This window comes from Blastococcus sp. Marseille-P5729 (assembly GCF_900292035.1).
Lineage (GTDB): Bacteria > Actinomycetota > Actinomycetes > Mycobacteriales > Antricoccaceae > Cumulibacter.
The window spans coordinates 1,340,463-1,355,881 of record NZ_OMPO01000001.1; the positions used below are offsets into that span (position 1 = coordinate 1,340,463).

12 protein-coding genes and 1 tRNA gene are annotated in these 15,419 nt (G+C 69.2%); 6 read left to right on the top strand and 7 right to left on the bottom strand.

Annotation, left to right across the window (positions count from 1 at the left end; all coding sequences use genetic code 11):
- Window positions 1-24: 24 nt before the first annotated feature.
- Window positions 25-915 carry a hypothetical protein gene (locus DAA40_RS06595; protein WP_106848838.1) on the top strand — a complete coding sequence of 297 codons (891 nt, stop codon included), beginning with the start codon at window positions 25-27 and terminating at the stop codon, window positions 913-915.
- Window positions 916-943: 28 nt separating this feature from the next.
- On the opposite strand, the gene DAA40_RS06600 is transcribed toward DAA40_RS06595, so the two are convergent.
- A tRNA-Gly gene (locus DAA40_RS06600) sits at window positions 944-1,017 on the bottom strand.
- A gap of 94 nt (window positions 1,018-1,111) precedes the next feature.
- Here DAA40_RS06600 and DAA40_RS06605 point away from each other — a divergent pair.
- Window positions 1,112-1,729: a bifunctional 2-polyprenyl-6-hydroxyphenol methylase/3-demethylubiquinol 3-O-methyltransferase UbiG gene (locus DAA40_RS06605; protein WP_106849299.1), complete on the top strand. Its 618-nt coding sequence runs from the start codon at window positions 1,112-1,114 to the stop codon at window positions 1,727-1,729.
- A gap of 113 nt (window positions 1,730-1,842) precedes the next feature.
- On the opposite strand, the gene DAA40_RS06610 is transcribed toward DAA40_RS06605, so the two are convergent.
- The 3 genes from DAA40_RS06610 to glyA form a co-directional block, all read right to left on the bottom strand.
- Window positions 1,843-4,437 carry a bifunctional FO biosynthesis protein CofGH gene (locus DAA40_RS06610; RefSeq protein ID WP_106848839.1) on the bottom strand — a complete coding sequence of 865 codons (2,595 nt, stop codon included), beginning with the start codon at window positions 4,435-4,437 and terminating at the stop codon, window positions 1,843-1,845.
- A 269-nt stretch (window positions 4,438-4,706) separates the two neighbouring features.
- A complete protein-coding gene (locus tag DAA40_RS06620) occupies window positions 4,707-5,657 on the bottom strand; it encodes a DUF808 domain-containing protein (protein ID WP_106848841.1) in 951 nt (316 codons plus the stop codon).
- 122 nt (window positions 5,658-5,779) lie between these two features.
- Window positions 5,780-7,111, bottom strand: a complete 1,332-nt coding sequence (gene glyA / locus DAA40_RS06625) for a serine hydroxymethyltransferase (protein ID WP_106848842.1) — start codon at window positions 7,109-7,111, stop codon at window positions 5,780-5,782.
- Window positions 7,112-7,434: 323 nt separating this feature from the next.
- On the opposite strand from glyA, the gene DAA40_RS16610 reads away from it, so the two are divergent.
- Together DAA40_RS16610 and DAA40_RS06635 are read left to right on the top strand one after the other, a co-directional pair.
- Window positions 7,435-8,547 (top strand): M23 family metallopeptidase, encoded by a 1,113-nt coding sequence (locus DAA40_RS16610; protein ID WP_106848843.1) that lies wholly within the window; start codon window positions 7,435-7,437, stop codon window positions 8,545-8,547.
- Window positions 8,548-8,666: 119 nt separating this feature from the next.
- Entirely contained in the window at window positions 8,667-9,962 is a 1,296-nt protein-coding gene (locus DAA40_RS06635; protein ID WP_158716279.1) for a MinD/ParA family protein, read from the top strand.
- A gap of 46 nt (window positions 9,963-10,008) precedes the next feature.
- Here the strand turns inward: DAA40_RS06635 and DAA40_RS06640 are convergent, their stop codons facing one another.
- Window positions 10,009-11,709: a right-handed parallel beta-helix repeat-containing protein gene (locus DAA40_RS06640; protein ID WP_106848845.1), complete on the bottom strand. Its 1,701-nt coding sequence runs from the start codon at window positions 11,707-11,709 to the stop codon at window positions 10,009-10,011.
- A 107-nt stretch (window positions 11,710-11,816) separates the two neighbouring features.
- Between DAA40_RS06640 and DAA40_RS06645 the strand changes: the two genes are divergently transcribed.
- Window positions 11,817-12,749 (top strand): hypothetical protein, encoded by a 933-nt coding sequence (locus tag DAA40_RS06645; RefSeq protein ID WP_158716280.1) that lies wholly within the window; start codon window positions 11,817-11,819, stop codon window positions 12,747-12,749.
- Entirely contained in the window at window positions 12,739-13,167 is a 429-nt protein-coding gene (locus DAA40_RS06650; protein WP_106848847.1) for a hypothetical protein, read from the top strand. The genes DAA40_RS06645 and DAA40_RS06650 overlap by 11 nt, the downstream gene beginning before the upstream one ends.
- Before the next feature lie 72 nt (window positions 13,168-13,239).
- On the opposite strand, the gene DAA40_RS06655 is transcribed toward DAA40_RS06650, so the two are convergent.
- Both DAA40_RS06655 and eccE read right to left on the bottom strand, forming a co-directional pair.
- Window positions 13,240-13,911 carry a hypothetical protein gene (locus DAA40_RS06655; RefSeq protein WP_106848848.1) on the bottom strand — a complete coding sequence of 224 codons (672 nt, stop codon included), beginning with the start codon at window positions 13,909-13,911 and terminating at the stop codon, window positions 13,240-13,242.
- The gene (eccE, locus tag DAA40_RS06660; RefSeq protein ID WP_106848849.1) at window positions 13,911-15,401 is read right to left on the bottom strand and encodes a type VII secretion protein EccE; all 1,491 of its coding nucleotides are present in this window, start codon (window positions 15,399-15,401) and stop codon (window positions 13,911-13,913) included. The genes DAA40_RS06655 and eccE overlap by 1 nt, the downstream gene beginning before the upstream one ends.
- Between the last annotated feature and the right edge of the window lie 18 nt (window positions 15,402-15,419).

A 15,419-nucleotide genomic window follows, 5' to 3' on the forward strand; every position in this document is an offset into this window, starting at 1 on the left:
GCCACGCCACGACAGGAGATCCTGATGACCTTCCGCCACGACGAGCGCGCCCGCGGTTACGCCCGCCAGGCCTACCAGGCCTTCGAACCCCTCCACGTCGTCGCGTACTTCGGCCCGCAGGTCCGCGAGGTCGCCAAGGAAGAGGGCCTCGGCTTCTACTCGTCGTACGCCGGTTTCCGTGCGGCTCCGCTCGGTGCGGCCAGCCCGTCGGTGGTCACATCTGCCTTCTACAACTGGAATCCCGAGAAGCTGGAGGCTGGCTGGCAGGAGGCCCTGGCGACTCACTCTCCCGAGCAGCTGCTGGAGGCACGCGAGCGGATCGCCGACAAGGGTCTGACCGCGGCGCTCGGCGACCTGCGCGGTCACGACTCGCTGCCCCGGCTGGCCGACCGGGTCAACGAGGTCCTCGCCAAGTGCGAGCGCGGTGGGCGGCCACTGGGCGCGGCGAACCTTACGCTGACCGCGCGCCAGCTCGAGCCGCATGTGGAGCTGTGGCAGGCCTTCACCACCTGGCGTGAGTGGCGTGGGGACGGGCACGTCGCCGTCCTGGTCGCCAACGGCATCGGGCCGATCGAGGCGTTGGTGCTCCACGAGAGCGAGCACCCGGACCCGTCGGTGAAGGCCTCCCGCATGGGTCGTCAGCAGACCCAGCAGAGCCGGGCCTGGAGCGCGGAGCAGTGGAACGAGGCCGCCGAGTCCCTGCGCTCTCGCGGGTTGCTCGAGGCGGACGTCGAGCGGCTCACCTCCGCGGGCGCCGAGCTCTACCAGAAGATCGAGGACGAGACCGACGACGCCTCGGCGGCCGTGTGGATCGGGGTGGACGACGCCGACGAGATCTTCGCGGCGGCACGGCCGTTCGTGAAGGCCGTTATCGACTCCGGCATGCTGCCAGGAACGCCCGCAGCCAAGAAGTAACAAACGTTGGAGCGCGGCAGAACGAAGGTGGAGCGGGCGACGGGAATCGAACCCGCGCTATCAGCTTGGGAAGCTGAAGTTCTACCATTAAACTACGCCCGCAGCGATGCTCGACTCATCGTACTAGCCGCACGCAACCCGCCATGCTGCGGGCTGCGCTGTCGGGCTCGAGATGGCCGCAGGCATGATCGTTCGCATGACTGAGTCGCAGCCCACCCGGTGGGACACCGAGCTGATCGCCGATACCGCGAAGTGGCAGGGCTACGTCGATCGATTTACCGCGCTGCACGAGTCCAGGGCGGACGCCGACGGAGAGGCGCGGTTCATCGACGCCCTGGCCGATCGCGAGTCGACCATCCTGGACGGTGGCTGCGGCGCCGGCCGGGTCGGCGCCTACCTACACTCGCGAGGCCACCACGTCGTGGGGGTCGACAAGGACGCCGGGCACATCGACATCGGCCGGTCACGTTACCCCGATCTCCCATTGCTGTCCGCCGACCTGCTCGAACTCGACGCGGCTCGCCTGTCCAGCGCCGGCGTTGCGACGTCGTACGACATCGTCGTCCTCGCCGGGAATGTGATGGTCTATCTCGCACCTGGCACGGAGCGTGACGTGCTGCGGACCCTCGCTGCTTTGCTGAAGCCAGGCGGCCGGCTGGTCACCGGTTTCGCGGCCGGCCGCGAGTACACCGCCGGCAAACAGGACACCGACGCCGCAGCGATCGGGCTGCGGCTGGAGCAGCGCTTCGGAACCTGGCAGCTCGGCGTTCACGACGACTCCAGCGACTGGTCGGTCAGCGTCTACCGCAAGTAGTTGCCGCCATCGCCACTGGAAAGTCGGTCTCTTGCCACCGGCAATCCGGTCCCGCGACGTCTCCATCTCGCTGCGCTCGACGCGACTACTGTGCGTGGTGGCTGCGCCTTCGGCTAGTTTGCCACTGTGCCGGCGATCGGGACGTGACGCAGCAGGTCTGACGGCAGGACGCCGTCACTGGCGAGCGCGGCGGCACGACGCTCGGGTGGGACCTCGCCGTACTCGGTGGTGCGCTGACGAACCGGGCGCCCGGCAAGCGAGCCGATCCGCTCGAGCTCGGTGATGGTGCGGAACGACCCGGACGCCGAGCCGGCCATCCGCGAGATGGTCTCCTCCATCAGCGTCCCGCCGATGTCGTTGACGCCGCCCTGCAGATGAGTTACCACGCTGGATTCGGTCGTCTTAACCCACGAGGTCTGGATGTTGCGGATCTTGTCGTGCAGCAGGATCCGCGACATCGCGTGCACCACCCGGTTCTCCAACGCCGTCGGGCCCGGCCGCGCGATGCCTGCCAGATATATCGGTGAAGATGAGTGCACGAACGGCAGCAGCACGAACTCGCTGAAACCGCCGGTCTCCGCCTGCAGCCGTCCAATCAGCCGAAGGTGCGCCAGCCAGTGCCCCGCATTGTCGACATGCCCGTACATCATCGTCGCGGTGGTGGGCAGGCCAAGCCGGTGCGCCGAGGTCACGACGTCGATCCACTGCGCGGTAGGCAGCTTGCCCTTGGTCAGCACCCAGCGGACGTCGTCGTCGAGGATCTCGGCGGCTGTCCCCGGGAACGAGTCCACGCCAGCCTCCGCCGCGGCGGAGAGGAACTCGCTGATCGACAGGTCGGTCCGCGCCGCGCCGTTGATGACCTCCATCGGCGAAAAGGCGTGCACATGCATGTCCGGGATGCGCGCCTTCACAGCGCGGGCGATGTCGAAGTACGCCGTCCCCGGCAGGTCGGGGTGGATGCCGCCCTGCATGCACACCTCGGTAGCCCCGACGTCCCACGCCTGCTGGGCGCGATCGGCGACCTGCTCCAGCGACAGAGTGAAGGCGTCGGCGTCCGTACGTCGCTGCGCGAAGGCGCAGAACCGGCAACCGGTGTAGCAGACGTTGGTGAAGTTGATGTTCCGGTTGACGACGTACGTGATGTGCTCACCAACAGCCTCGGCGCGCAGCGAGTCGGCGAGCGCGGCGAGCGCAGCGACCTCGGCGCCGTCCTGCGCGTCGAAGAGCACGGCGGCGTCGTTGTCGCTGATCGCGGCCTGCTTTGCTTCTGCAGCAGCCAATGCAGACTTGAACTCTGGGCGCATCACCTCCGAGGACCCGCGCGCAGATGGCTGGGTGACGGCGCGACCGATCTCCGACCAGTCGCCGTACACCCCTTCTGCGAAGTCGGAGCGCGTCTCGGTGTAGCGGCCCTTCGTGTCGATCTCGGTGTGCAGGTCGACCCGGCCGCTGGCGACCATGGCGGACGGCGGTTCTTGCCACGGCCGCCCCTTGACGATCGCGTTGGGATCGGCCAGTCCATCGGAATCGGCCAGTGCGTCGACGTGCGCGGACAGCCGTGGATCCAGCCAGGCCTCGCGGCGGGCGATGTACTCGGGGTAGATGGTCAGCCGCTCCCGCAAGGTGAACCCATGCTGCGCAACGAAACTGGCGAGCTCGTCGATCTGTGGCCATGGGTACTCGGGGTTGACGTGGTCGGGAGTGAGCGGCGAGATGCCGCCCCAGTCGTCGACTCCCGCCGAGAGCAAGAGGGCGAGGTCGTCCGGCGCCAGGTTGGGTGGCGCCTGCAGCCGCATCTTTGGTCCGAGCACCACGCGGGTGACCGCGAGCGCCGCGGCGAACTCCTCGATGTCGGCGTCCGGTTCGCCACGCATCGCGGTATCGGGCTTGGCCCGGAAGTTCTGGATGATGACCTCTTGGACGCCGTGGTAGGTCCGTGCGATGCGCCGCAGCGCGAAGATCGACTCCGCACGCTCCGCGTAGTTCTCACCGATCCCGATCAGCAACCCGGTGGTGAAGGGGATGTTGGAGCGTCCGGCGTCCTCAAGCACCCGTAACCGGACGGCGGGATCCTTGTCCGGCGAGGCGTAGTGAGCCTCCCCCGGCGTCTCGTAGAGGCGGCGCGACGTGGTCTCGAGCATCATCCCCATCGAGGGCGCGACCGGACGCAGCCGCTGCAGCTCCTCCCACGACATCACGCCGGGGTTCAGGTGCGGCAGCAACCCGGTCTCCTCCAGCACCCGGATCGCCATCGCGCGGACGTACGAGAGCGTGTCGGGGTAGCCGGCTTCCTCCAGCCACTGCGCGGCGGCGTCCCACCGGTCCTCGGGCCGGTCGCCGAGGGTGAACAGCGCCTCCTTGCAGCCGAGGCGCGCGCCCTCCCGCGCGATGTCGAGGATCTCGTCGGGCGAGAGGTAGGCCGCGGGCACCCGGCCCGGCACGGTGGCGAAGGTGCAGTAGTGGCAGCGGTCCCGGCACAACCGCGTCACCGGGATGAACACCTTCTTGCTGTATGTCAGCACGCCGGGGCGGCCTACGGCCTCCAGGCCGCTGTCACGGACTCGCGATGCCGCGGCGCACAGTCGCCGCAGGTCATCACCACGGGCGTGCAGCAGGACCTCAGCCTCGGTCTGATCAATGGCGGCCGCCCGCTCGACGCGGGCGAGGGCGCGGCGCAGCGCCGACTCGGTGGGGGCGTTCGTGCTCAAGCGGGCTCCTACGCGTGGGACGACGAAGCGTGGCCCACTCTAGCGGCGGTGGCACGCTGGCGGGCAGAACGCGTTCTCACTACGATTCGATCAATCAAGACCGAGCCACGCCACCCCATCCCGGCAGTCACCCGAGAGACCGCGCTGCAGAAGGTCCAGGCGGCAGCGGTCGGCATCAATGAGATCGCGATCGAGCCGAACGACCTGTCAGTAGCTCCAGGGTCGGGTGAGCTGCCCAGCCGACGGCGTCGGTCCCCGGCCGAGCACACCTAGTGCGCGGCCGCTGCGGCTTTCTTCTTGCGCGGGATCAGGTGCATGATCAGCACGACCACGGCGCCGACGATCAGGCCGATGATCGCCGAGCAGATGGTGTTCACGATCCACGCGAGCGCCCCGCCGACACCGTTCACGTCCTTGACCAGGCCTTCCAGCCAATGCACCAGGTCGTACGGCGCATGCCAGCCCAGCTCGGTCACACCGACCAGGAGGATGTGACCGCCGACCCACAGCATCGCGATGATGCCGACGGTCGACAGGAAGCTCATGACCTTGGGCATCGCCTTGACCAGGCCGCGGCCGAAGCGCTGCGCGAACCCTGAGTCCCGCCTGGTCATCGACAAACCGATGTCGTCCATCTTCACGATCAGCCCGACCGCGCCGTACACCAGCACCGTGATCGCGATGGCCACGATGACCATGATGACCAGGCGCGACCAGAAGGGCTCGTTCGCGACCTCGTTGAGCGAGATGACCATGATCTCGGCCGACAGGATGAAGTCAGTGCGGACGGCGCCGGAGATGATCTCCTTCTCGCGGTCCTCACCGGAGATGCCGGGCTGGTCGCTCGCCTCGACCTCGTGCTGCCCGGAGATCCACTCCCAGACCTTCTCGGCGCCCTCGAAGGCCAGGTAGGTGCCGCCGAGCATCAGGATCGGGGTCAGCAGCCAGGGGATGAACTGGCTCAGCAGCATCGCCGCCGGCAGGATGAACAACAGTTTGTTGCGCAGCGAGCCGATCGCGATCTTCTTGATGATCGGCAGCTCGCGCTTGGGGTCGAGGCCGTCGACATAGCGTGGAGTGACGGCGGTGTCGTCGATGACGACGCCGGCCGCCTTCGCGCTCGCCCGCCCGGCGGCGGCGGCGACGTCGTCCACCGAGGCGGCTGCCGCCTTCGCGAGCGCGGCGATGTCGTCGAGGAGTGCGGCGAGTCCAGCAGCCATCGGTCGATCTCCACAGCGGCCGGCGCGTCGCCGCATCGCGCTTCGGCCAGGTAGAGGTCACGGCGGCAGAGCAATACTACGGAATCCGGCGTCCCGCTCGCGGCGTACTTGCACCCGAACCCTCAAGGTGCGGGCGAGTCGAGCGTGTAGTGGACGCCGGTGAAGCCGCTGCGCCACTCGGTCACCTCCGCGGCCACCGAGCCATCGCCGGCCAGGCCGCGGGCGAGCAAGTTGGCCAGCTGCGGCATGTCATCCGTCGTCATCCCGATCCGGACCGCCTCCGGCGTGCCGATCCGCAACCCGTTCAAGTCACCGGGCACCGGGGCGAGCGGCAGGCCGATGCCGCAGGTGAGCAGGTGGGCGTCGGCACGAAGCGCTCGCGCGGCACGCTGCCCACCGCCGTACGCCGCGGCCGCGATGGCCAACTGGTGCGCGCGCGTGGGCCCGTCGACGGTCTGCAGCACGGGCACGCCGCGGTTCAGCAGCTCGGCGGCGAGAACCTGCGCCGACGCGACCATCTGATCGGCGTACGCGGCACCGGCCACGGTCCAGTCCAGCAGCGTGACCGCGAGCGCCGCGATCCGCCCTGGATCGCTGTTGGCGGTGAGGCCCGGGTAGGCGATCCGGTCGAGTCGTTCGGCAAGCTCGGCATCCCGGGTCAGCACCAGCCCGCCGGGCGGCCCGCCGAGCGACTTGTACGTCGACATCGTCATCAGGTGTGCACCCTCGTCGAGCGGGTTGGGCCACTGGCCGCCCGCGATCACGCCGCAGACGTGCGCCGCGTCGAAGAGCACCTTCGCTCCGACCTCATCGGCGATCGCGCGGATGTCCGCCACCGGGTGTGGGCGTAAGTTGAGCGAACCGCCGATCGTGATCAGCCGTGGCCGCGCGTGTGCTGTGGCGGCGCGCAACGCGTCGAGGTCGACGGTGAACCTCCCGGCATCCACGGGCGCATCGAGGGTCTGCAGGCCGTAGAGCCCGGCCGCCCCGGCGGCGTGGTGCGTGACGTGTCCGCCGATCGTCGCCGGTGGCGCGATGATCCGATCGCCGGGCGCACAGGTCGCCATGAAGGCATACAGGTTGGCCAGCGCGCCCGAGCCGACCCGAACCTCGGCGTACGGCGCACCGAAGACGCGGGCGGCCAGCTCGGCGGCGATCACTTCGATCTGCTCGATCGACTCGAGCCCGACCTCGTACTTGTCGCCGGGCTGCCCGAGCGACGCGCGGGTACCGAGTCCGCGAGCCAGCATCGCCTCGGCGCGGGGGTTCATCACATTGGTCGCCGGATTCAGGTTCAGGCATTGCACATCGTGGATGCGGTGGCTCTGCTCGACGAGACGGTCGAGGGCGGTGAGCGTGCTCCACGGGTCGGCGTCCACCTGCTGCTGCGCCTGGGTGACACGGCGGTTGACGACCTCGGGGAGCCAGGCTCGCGCGCCGAGCGAACCGGTCATGGTCGACCTCCTGGCCTCTGATGCCCGGCACACGGGGATTGTTACCTGGAACTCGATTGCTCGACGGGCCCGGTCGAACCCATTACCGTGTTATCGGATCGTTACTGATTAGGCAACTGTTGTTCAGCATAACTGTCGTTCAGCAACGGTCTCGGCCGACTCATTACAGAGAAATACGAGGGTCGGGCGCCTCCACGAGCAGCACTGTGGATATCGGCGGAAACGCATGGATTGTGACGAGGGCCGTGTTGACAGCCTTTACCGATCCGTTATCGTGTTTCAGGCCGGTGGCACCGACCTCACACCGTAAGGACATTGACCTAGTGCTTCGACGCAAGATGGTGATGGCGAGCGCGCTCGCGATCACGGTGACTCTGAGTGCACCGCTCAGCGCCGCCGCCGCACCCTCCTCGAGCCCGTCGACCGGCTCCAGCTCCAGCGCCCCCAGCGACCCGTCCGGCACTGGCGGGCAGGCCACCCAGGAGATCGCGAACCTGCAGCAGCAGATCGACCAGTTGAACGCGCAGATGCTGGCCGCGGCAGACGCCGCGAACCAGGCGGTCGGCCAGGCCAGCGTCGCCAAGGACGCCGCCACGCAGGCCAAGGCGGACCTCGATCAGGCGAACGCCGATCTCGACTTCGCCAAGAAGAAGGCCAACAACGTCGCCGCGGATCTCTACAAGCAAGGTCCGCTGTCGCTGACCCAGTCCACGCTGCTGTCCTCGGACGGCCCGCAGGACTTCATCGACAAGGCGGTGCTCACCGACCAGGTTGGCGACTACCAGGTCGAGAACATCAACGCCATGCTGGATGCGCAGAAGAAGCAGCAAGAAGCCAGCACCGCCGCCGACGCCGCAGCCGCCGACGCGCAGGCCAAGGCCGACGAGGCGCAGAAGGTCTCCTCCGATACCCAGGCTCAGCTCACCGCCGCGCAGGCCCAGATGAACGACCTGCGGATCAAGGCCGGCATGCCGCCACAGGTCGACGAGAACACCCCGCAGGGCGTCACGGCCGACAGCAGCGGCGTCACCGGACAGGTCACCGGCGAGTGGGCGCTGCCGGCGTCCGGCACCTTCACCAGCTGCTTCTGCCCCCGCTGGGGCACCTTCCACCAGGGCATCGACATCGCCGGCCCGATCGGGACCCCGATCTTCGCCGCCGGTAGCGGTGTCGTGCTGCGCGCGGGCCCGGCGACCGGCTTCGGGCTCGCGGTGTACATCCAGCACCCGAACGGCGATGTCACCGTCTATGGCCACGTCGACAAGTACAACGTGCAGACCGGTCAGAGCGTGAGCGCCGGCCAGAAGATCGCCGACATGGGCAACCGCGGCTACTCAACCGGCCCGCACCTGCACTTCGAGGTCCAGAAGGGCGCCTACGGCTCGCGCGTGGATCCTCAGGCCTGGCTAGCGTCGCGCGGCATCATGGTCGGGTAGTCGCGCTCGAAGGTCGGCACCCGCGCCGCAAAGCCGCTCCCGTACGCTGGATGGCGATGCCTCGACCAGCCCGCCGGTTATCTGTCCCGCCCCATAGTGTGAGGATCGACGACGCGCCAATGAGCTCACCTAACGAGCGCCCGCCGCAGCCCACCGCACCACCGACTGCGGCGCCGCCGCCGACCAGCGGCCATCAGCTCCCGACCGGCCCGCAACCGGCGACGCAGGCGCCCGGTACTGCGGGACGCAGCCTGCTACGCGCCCCCTCCCCCGGCAATTCGGGCACCGGCATTCGCGATCACCTGAGCGGCCGGACGGCGCCCTCGTCCGGCCAGTTCTCGGCCGTCGATCGACTGCCGGCGCGAGCGCCCCAGACCGGTCATTCCGACGTGGCCGCGGTCCAGCGCTCCGGCGCAGCCGCCCCCGGGCCGACCCCCGCCGGCCTCGACACGAGCACGCCCTCGATCGGGGTGTCCGGCGACCAGGCCGACGTACGGTTCCGCGAGGCGGGCCGCGCCTCGGCACATGAACGACCCATCGCACCGCACCTCGACCAGCGACTCGCAGGGCTGGACACCCCACCACGCCCGCGCCGCTGGCCGTTCGGGCGACGCGGCGCGAACGGCATGGACAACGAGCCGAGCGACGGACTGAGCAGGCCGATCCATTCACCCCGCCGCATCAGCGTCGTCGGGATGAAGGGTGGCGTCGGGAAGACCACTCTGTCGATCCTCACGGCGACGACCATCGCCCGGATGCGACAGATGCCGGTCCTGCTGCTGGACTCCGACACCACCTACGGCTCACTGATGCTGCGGACCGGTCTCGCGCCCATGGCCAGCGCCGACGATCTGGCGACGATGGGTGATCCAGGATCGCTCCAGCTGCTGAGCAGTTCGGTGAGCCGCACGACCGATGGTGTCTGGGTGGTGCCGAGCGGGCGCACCCCGGCCCAGAGCGCCGCGTTCGGCGAGCAAGGCTACGTGGCCGCTGTACGCGCGGTCTACCGGTACTTCCCCGTGATGATCACCGACTGCGGCGCGGGTCTGGCCGGCCCGCTCATGCACCGGGTGATCTCCGCCTCGCACTCGCTGGTGATCGCCACCGCGCCGTCCATGGACAGCCTGCTGGCGACCTACAACACGCTCGAGTGGCTCGCCTCGATCGGCTACGAGAGCCTGGCGATGCGCAGCATCGTGGCGATCACGAACGTCAACCCGAAGACTATTCGGATCAACCTCGAGGAGACCCGCAAGCGCTTCCGGGAACGGTGTCACGAGGTGGTCGTGATCCCGAGCGATCCCCACCTGCAGTCCGGCAGCGCCGTGGACTACGACGCGCTCGACGAGCCTGCGCTGGAGGCGGCGCGCTCCCTCGCGGCGACCGCGCTCGGGGCTGCGCTGGAGGCTCCCTGAGCCGGACCGTCCCCGCCGGTCATGGCACTGTGCCCATGCCCGACTGTCAGGGGGCGGTGGGGGCAGTCGGTGCCCCGCTGCCCCGGGTGACCGCCTCGACGTCCGCCAAGGTGATCTGCATCAGGTCGTCCAGAGACGGGCGGCCGGCGAGCGTGCGGAGGCGCTGCGACTGCACCTTGCGGACCGCCTCAAAGAGCTTGCGGGCCTCGCGCGCGTTGCCGAAGTTCTCGTCCTTGGGTACATCACGGAAGTACTCGTACAGCCGCTGCTTGGCCGCGTCGTCGATCCGGTAGTCACCCCCGGCCAGCATCCGCTGGATGATCAGCGAGAGTTCCTCGGGCGAGTAGTTCTCGAACTCGATCGTCTTGACGAAGCGCGAGGCGAGTCCGGGGTTCGCGTCGAGGAACTCCCGCATCTCGCTGGTGTACCCCGCTGCGATGACGGCGAGATCATTGCGGCGGTCTTCCATCAGCTTCACGATCATGTCGATCGCCTCCTGACCGAAGTCGCCTCCGCCGCTGCTGGCCTGGCGCGAGAGCGTGTAGGCCTCGTCGAGGAAGACGACCCCACCCATCGCCTCGTCGAAGACCGCGGCGGTCTTCTCGGCCGTGTGGCCGATGTACTGACCGACCAGATCGCGGCGCGAGACCTCCTTCAACGGTCCACCAGGCAGCACGCCGAGCGCCGCGAGCAGCTGGCCGTAGATCCGCCCGACGGTCGTCTTGCCGGTGCCGGGCGCGCCGGCGAAGATCAAGTGGTTGCTCATGCCGTCGACGCTCAATCCCGCTTCGCGCCGCCACTCGTTCACCTGGATCTCGTCGATGATCGCGCGCACCTCGGACTTCACCGACTCTAGGCCGACCATCCGATCGAGCTCCCCCAGCAGCGCCTCGACCTTCTCCGGGTCACTGACTCGTCGTTCCCGACCAGCGCTGCCCGCGGACCGCGCGTCGCCCTCGGCGATCTCGACATCGGCACCATCGGGCACGTCGATCGCCGTGCCGCCCGTGTGCTCGATCTTGGTCGCGGCCACTTTGCCGCTCGCGCCTGGCTCGAAGGCGATGCCGGCACCGCCCGTGTCGTGGACGTGGCATTGCTTGATCGTCGCTGACGCGCCCGCGGCGACGTAGATGCCCTCCTTGCGGGTGTCGGCGATGTCGCACGACTCGATCGTCGGATTCGCGGCCTGGTAGATGAACATCCCGCGGCGCATGGAGCTCACCACGCTCACTCCGCGCAGCACGATGCGGGCGCCGATGCGCAGCACGATCGCGTCGTCCTCGGCCCCGTCCACGGTCAGTCCGTCGACGGTCCCATCGGCGTCCTCGACGACCATCGGCTGACCGGACTTCATGATCCGCGTATCGGTGATGTCAACCGACGTCCCGTCGCCGATGTGGACCGCCACCGCGTTCCGGGACTGCAGGTTGCAGTCCGCGACGGTCAGCTTGGTGTCGGACACCCGCAGCACGTCCGAGGCCTCCGACCGCAGGCTCAAGGACTGCAGGGTCAACGCGCCGCTGCGGGAGCGAACGACCGGCTCGTAGGAGTCACCGCCGTCGAGGATCGACGGCTCGTCGCCGTCCGCGCCGACGATGGTGATCGCGAGCCCCGTCGTGTCGACGGTCCCGGTGTGGACGCCGGGCGCCAGCGTGATCACCGACCCGTTCTCGGCGTCCTGGATCGCCTCCTCCACGGAGCTGTACGACGCTGGCGAGCTAGGGTCGACCTTCAGCGTGCGAGGCATGCGCATCCTTCCAGGATCGTGGCGACGTACCGCAGATCACGATACCGCCGCGCCCGGTGGTGGGGACGGCGCATGCGTCGCCGGAGCAGGTTCACTACGCTGGCCTCATGTTCTCCTGGTCGCCTGTGAACGACCTCGAAAGCCATCTCGCCAAGGCCCTCACCGAGGGTGACGAGGTCACGGCCCAACTGCTTCTTTTGACCGGACGCTTCTCGGTGCACGCGCGCTCCCCCGAGGACACGGGCTGGCCCATCGTCACGACTGCCGAAGGGGACCGGTGGGTGACCGTCTACACCTCGCCCGAGCTGTGCCACGCCAGCACCAACTGCGGATTGCGCTACCGCGAGTTCTCCCTGGCGCAGCTGGCGGCCATGTGGCCCGACAACAGCGTCGGGTTGAGCATCAATCCGGTGGTCGCCAATCTCGCCTTCGCGCTCGAGCCTGCCGCGTTCGCCCGGCTGGTCGCGCCCCGTCTCGACCAGCTCATGTGGCTCTACCCGCCGGGCACGATCCCATACCTGCAGAAGGTGCTGCGCGGCGACGAGCTCACCCGGCTGCTGGGTGCCCAGACGCACACCGTCAGCGGGTTCGTGCATCTCTACGACGAGGTGTACGAGATCGGTGACCCGCAGCGGCTGCTGGAGGTGGTCGGCATCGCGGACGACGCGCGCCGCGACGTGGTCTTCGACGATGGCTCGCTGCACCTGCTGCGCTGGCCGGGGCTGGGCCTGGACCTCTACCGCACCCCGCTGGGCGGACGCGACGATCGACAACGCGCCGCGGTGGACGGCTGGGTGATCGCGCCTGACCCGTTCATCGGTCTCGGTCTGACTCCGTCGCCGACCGCCCCAGTCCACGAGTACTACTGCACGGCGGTGGCCATCCCGCACGGCAGCGAGATCCACCAGATGATGCCCGACGGCAGCTCGCACCGGCGAGCGGCGTACGACGCGGTCGCCGGCCGCTGGCGACGAGTCCTGGCCCAGCAGGGCACCGAGCAGACCGCACGACACCCCGCCGAGGCCGCCGATGACCAGTAGCTACGTAGCGCGGTACGACGGCGAGGAGTTCCCGTGCACGGTGGCGCTCGATGCGACCGGGCCGCAGGTCCTGCTGATGTCCTCGCGGGCCCGCGACGAGTTCCGGCACGTCGGTGCGGGCCGTTACGTGCGAGTCGTGACGCCGGAGGCCTGCGAGCGCATCGAACACCGGGTGCAGGTCGCGAGCCTCGGCAACGCGCAGGTGGTGGTGCTCGAGACCCAGGACGAAGGCGTCGAGGTGGAGTTCCTGGGGCCGAACAGGCCAACCGATCCTGCCGCGCGCCAGGTGGGGCGCGGCGTGTGGCGACGCGTCGTCGATCCCTCGGAGCTACGCAATCATGCCGCTGCCACGACGCCGCTGCTCGTGGGGAGTGACTCGACCTCGCCGGCCGCCGACCCGCCGCCGGAGACCGACTAGCTGTACTGATCGAAGACGTTGCTCAATCGTGAGAGCCCCGGGCGGGGCGGGCGCCTGGGTGGCATCTGGAACCTAGCGGTCGACGCTCTTGAGCACCCACCGCTCGAAGCCGCTGAGGTGAACCCGCGCCGTGCTGATGGAGCCGCGGCTCAGCACTCCGATCATGCCCGGAGCATTCTCATCGAGCCGCTGCGCCAGTCCTTGCAGCGACAGCCGCCGTTCGACCAGCTGAGTCTCGGCGGGGTTGAGTTGCTGCACGAACACTGCGTCGGCGGCATCGAGGGCGTTGATGTTCCACTGGGACAACGAGTCGTACCCGCTGAGGGTCGCGCTCCAGGCCGTACCGGCCGGCGTCGCGTTCTCCACCCCCGAGTCCCCGTCGATGACCAGGACGCTCGGGCGATGCACCGTTCCGCGCGCGACCGTCGCGTCCGCGGCCCCGAAGGCGATGGAGCCGCTGGCTCCCGACGCCATCCGGGTCACCCAGCCCCACGCGCCGGGCCGTTCGGTATGCACCAGGACCCGCCCGTTGAGGGCCAGCATGCGGACGACGAGCATCTGCAGCAGCCGCAGCCCGCCGACGACGACGTAGGAGCGGGGCTCCTGGTCGAAGACCCGGACGGTGACCGGCGCGCCGTGCTGGTCAACGCCGATGATCAGCCCTGCCCCGCCGACCGGTGGACGCAGCGCGTTAGCCGTCTCGAGGTCGGCATAATGGTGCGGTAGCTGGGTGGGGAGCTCCATCAGGACGCGAAGCCTCCCAGGGGGACGGAGGCGGCCATCCCGAAGCCATGCTGGCCGTCCAGGCGCTGCAGAGTCGCCCCGCACCGCTCCACGACCTCGGTCAGTGCCGTGCGCACCGTCTCGTGGGCCACATCGCTCTCTCCCCGCAGCCGGACGGCGGCCTCGATCTCGACCTGGCCCGCCACGTTCCGGGCCGCCAACGACACGGTCGTATCGAGGGTCGGTGCGGACGAGATGTGCTCGATCAGTCGCGCGCCGGTCTCGTCTGCGAGGTTGGGCCAGCCGACGATCCGGTAGGTCACATGCCTGGTAGAACCGGCATGCCAGCTGCGCCACGCCTCCCGGACCGGTTCGACCGGTGCATCGTCCACCGTGAGCTCGGAGGCGGACGCCTCCCCGAACTCGCGGCCGAGCTCGGCACGGCTCAACGTGTTCACGATGAAGCCGGCCTTGTCCAGCTTGCGCCGGATCCGCCGCAGCGCGTTCACGAGAGCGCCCTCAAGGTCCGCGGCGATGAAGCTGCCCACCGTGTGCTGAGCTTGGATGGCAATGAGTGCCCGGCGTTGCACAGGTATCGCACCGCCAGCCAGCTCGGCGTACGACGTGGCGGCCGCGTCGTCCACGCTGGTGAGCCCGGGAGCCGGCACGGTATGGACGAGCACCTGCAGGCTGACCTGCGGCGCGTTCTCGGTCGAGGCCGGCAGCATGTCCCCGAGCGGTGGCAGCTGGGCCGCGACCGTCGTACCACCTGTGCTCTCGTCCGTGCGCGGCTCGACGACCGCGACGAACCCGCCCGCGTGCTTCAGGACGCCGACCGGAACGCCGTCGAGGTCGATCTGATCCAGCACCACGCCACGAGCGAAGGGCGCGGCCGCTCGTTCCGGCGACTCGTTCAGCTGATGCGATCGCTGGCGGGTCCAGTACCGCAACCGCAGGAACAGCCATTCATACAGCCAGCGGCCGCGATACCGGCCTACGGCCAGCACGATGACGACGAGCGCGGCCAAGACGCACGGGATGAGGATGGCCAGCCGTTCGCGGCCGAGCGCGGCGATCACGAGCAGCCCGATCTCCAGCGCCACCACCTGGAGGACGTGCATGCCGAGCAGGCGATCCCGGGGCCGCGCGGGCTGCGGCCTGAGCTCGCGGGGCCGCTGCGCGGCCGCGGCCTCCGCTGCGGCCAGCGCCTGTGCCTGGGCCAGCGCAGTGGACGACGGCTCGTAGTCGGTGTCCTCGAGATGCTGGCCTCGGCTGAGCCGGGCCGCTGCCTGGCTCGCCTCGGCCTGAGCTCGAGCGTGGGCGCGGGCCTGGTCCAGCGGCGATGTGGGCGCGGTGGCCTGCACATCGCCGTCGGCAGTGAGGACCTGGCGTGGGCGCCCGGCCAGCCGTGCGGACACGGTCGGAGGAGCCGTCTCCTGCGCGTCGGACCGGGTGACGGCCGTCGCTGACGAGCCACGCGGCTCACGCGCCGCGCTGGAATCGTCTACCACGTCACACCTTGCTGCTTT

Excerpts from the sequence above, each read along its gene's own strand:
- DAA40_RS06595 (WP_106848838.1), top strand. The coding sequence starts at position 25 with ATGACCTTCCGCCACGACGAGCGCGCCCGCGGTTACGCCCGCCAGGCC.
- DAA40_RS06605 (WP_106849299.1), top strand. The coding sequence starts at position 1,112 with ATGACTGAGTCGCAGCCCACCCGGTGGGACACCGAGCTGATCGCCGAT.
- DAA40_RS06620 (WP_106848841.1), bottom strand. The coding sequence starts at position 5,657 with ATGGCTGCTGGACTCGCCGCACTCCTCGACGACATCGCCGCGCTCGCG.
- glyA (WP_106848842.1), bottom strand. The coding sequence starts at position 7,111 with ATGACCGGTTCGCTCGGCGCGCGAGCCTGGCTCCCCGAGGTCGTCAAC.
- DAA40_RS06635 (WP_158716279.1), top strand. The coding sequence starts at position 8,667 with ATGAGCTCACCTAACGAGCGCCCGCCGCAGCCCACCGCACCACCGACT.
- DAA40_RS06640 (WP_106848845.1), bottom strand. The coding sequence starts at position 11,709 with ATGCCTCGCACGCTGAAGGTCGACCCTAGCTCGCCAGCGTCGTACAGC.
- DAA40_RS06645 (WP_158716280.1), top strand. The coding sequence starts at position 11,817 with ATGTTCTCCTGGTCGCCTGTGAACGACCTCGAAAGCCATCTCGCCAAG.
- DAA40_RS06650 (WP_106848847.1), top strand. The coding sequence starts at position 12,739 with ATGACCAGTAGCTACGTAGCGCGGTACGACGGCGAGGAGTTCCCGTGC.
- DAA40_RS06655 (WP_106848848.1), bottom strand. The coding sequence starts at position 13,911 with ATGGAGCTCCCCACCCAGCTACCGCACCATTATGCCGACCTCGAGACG.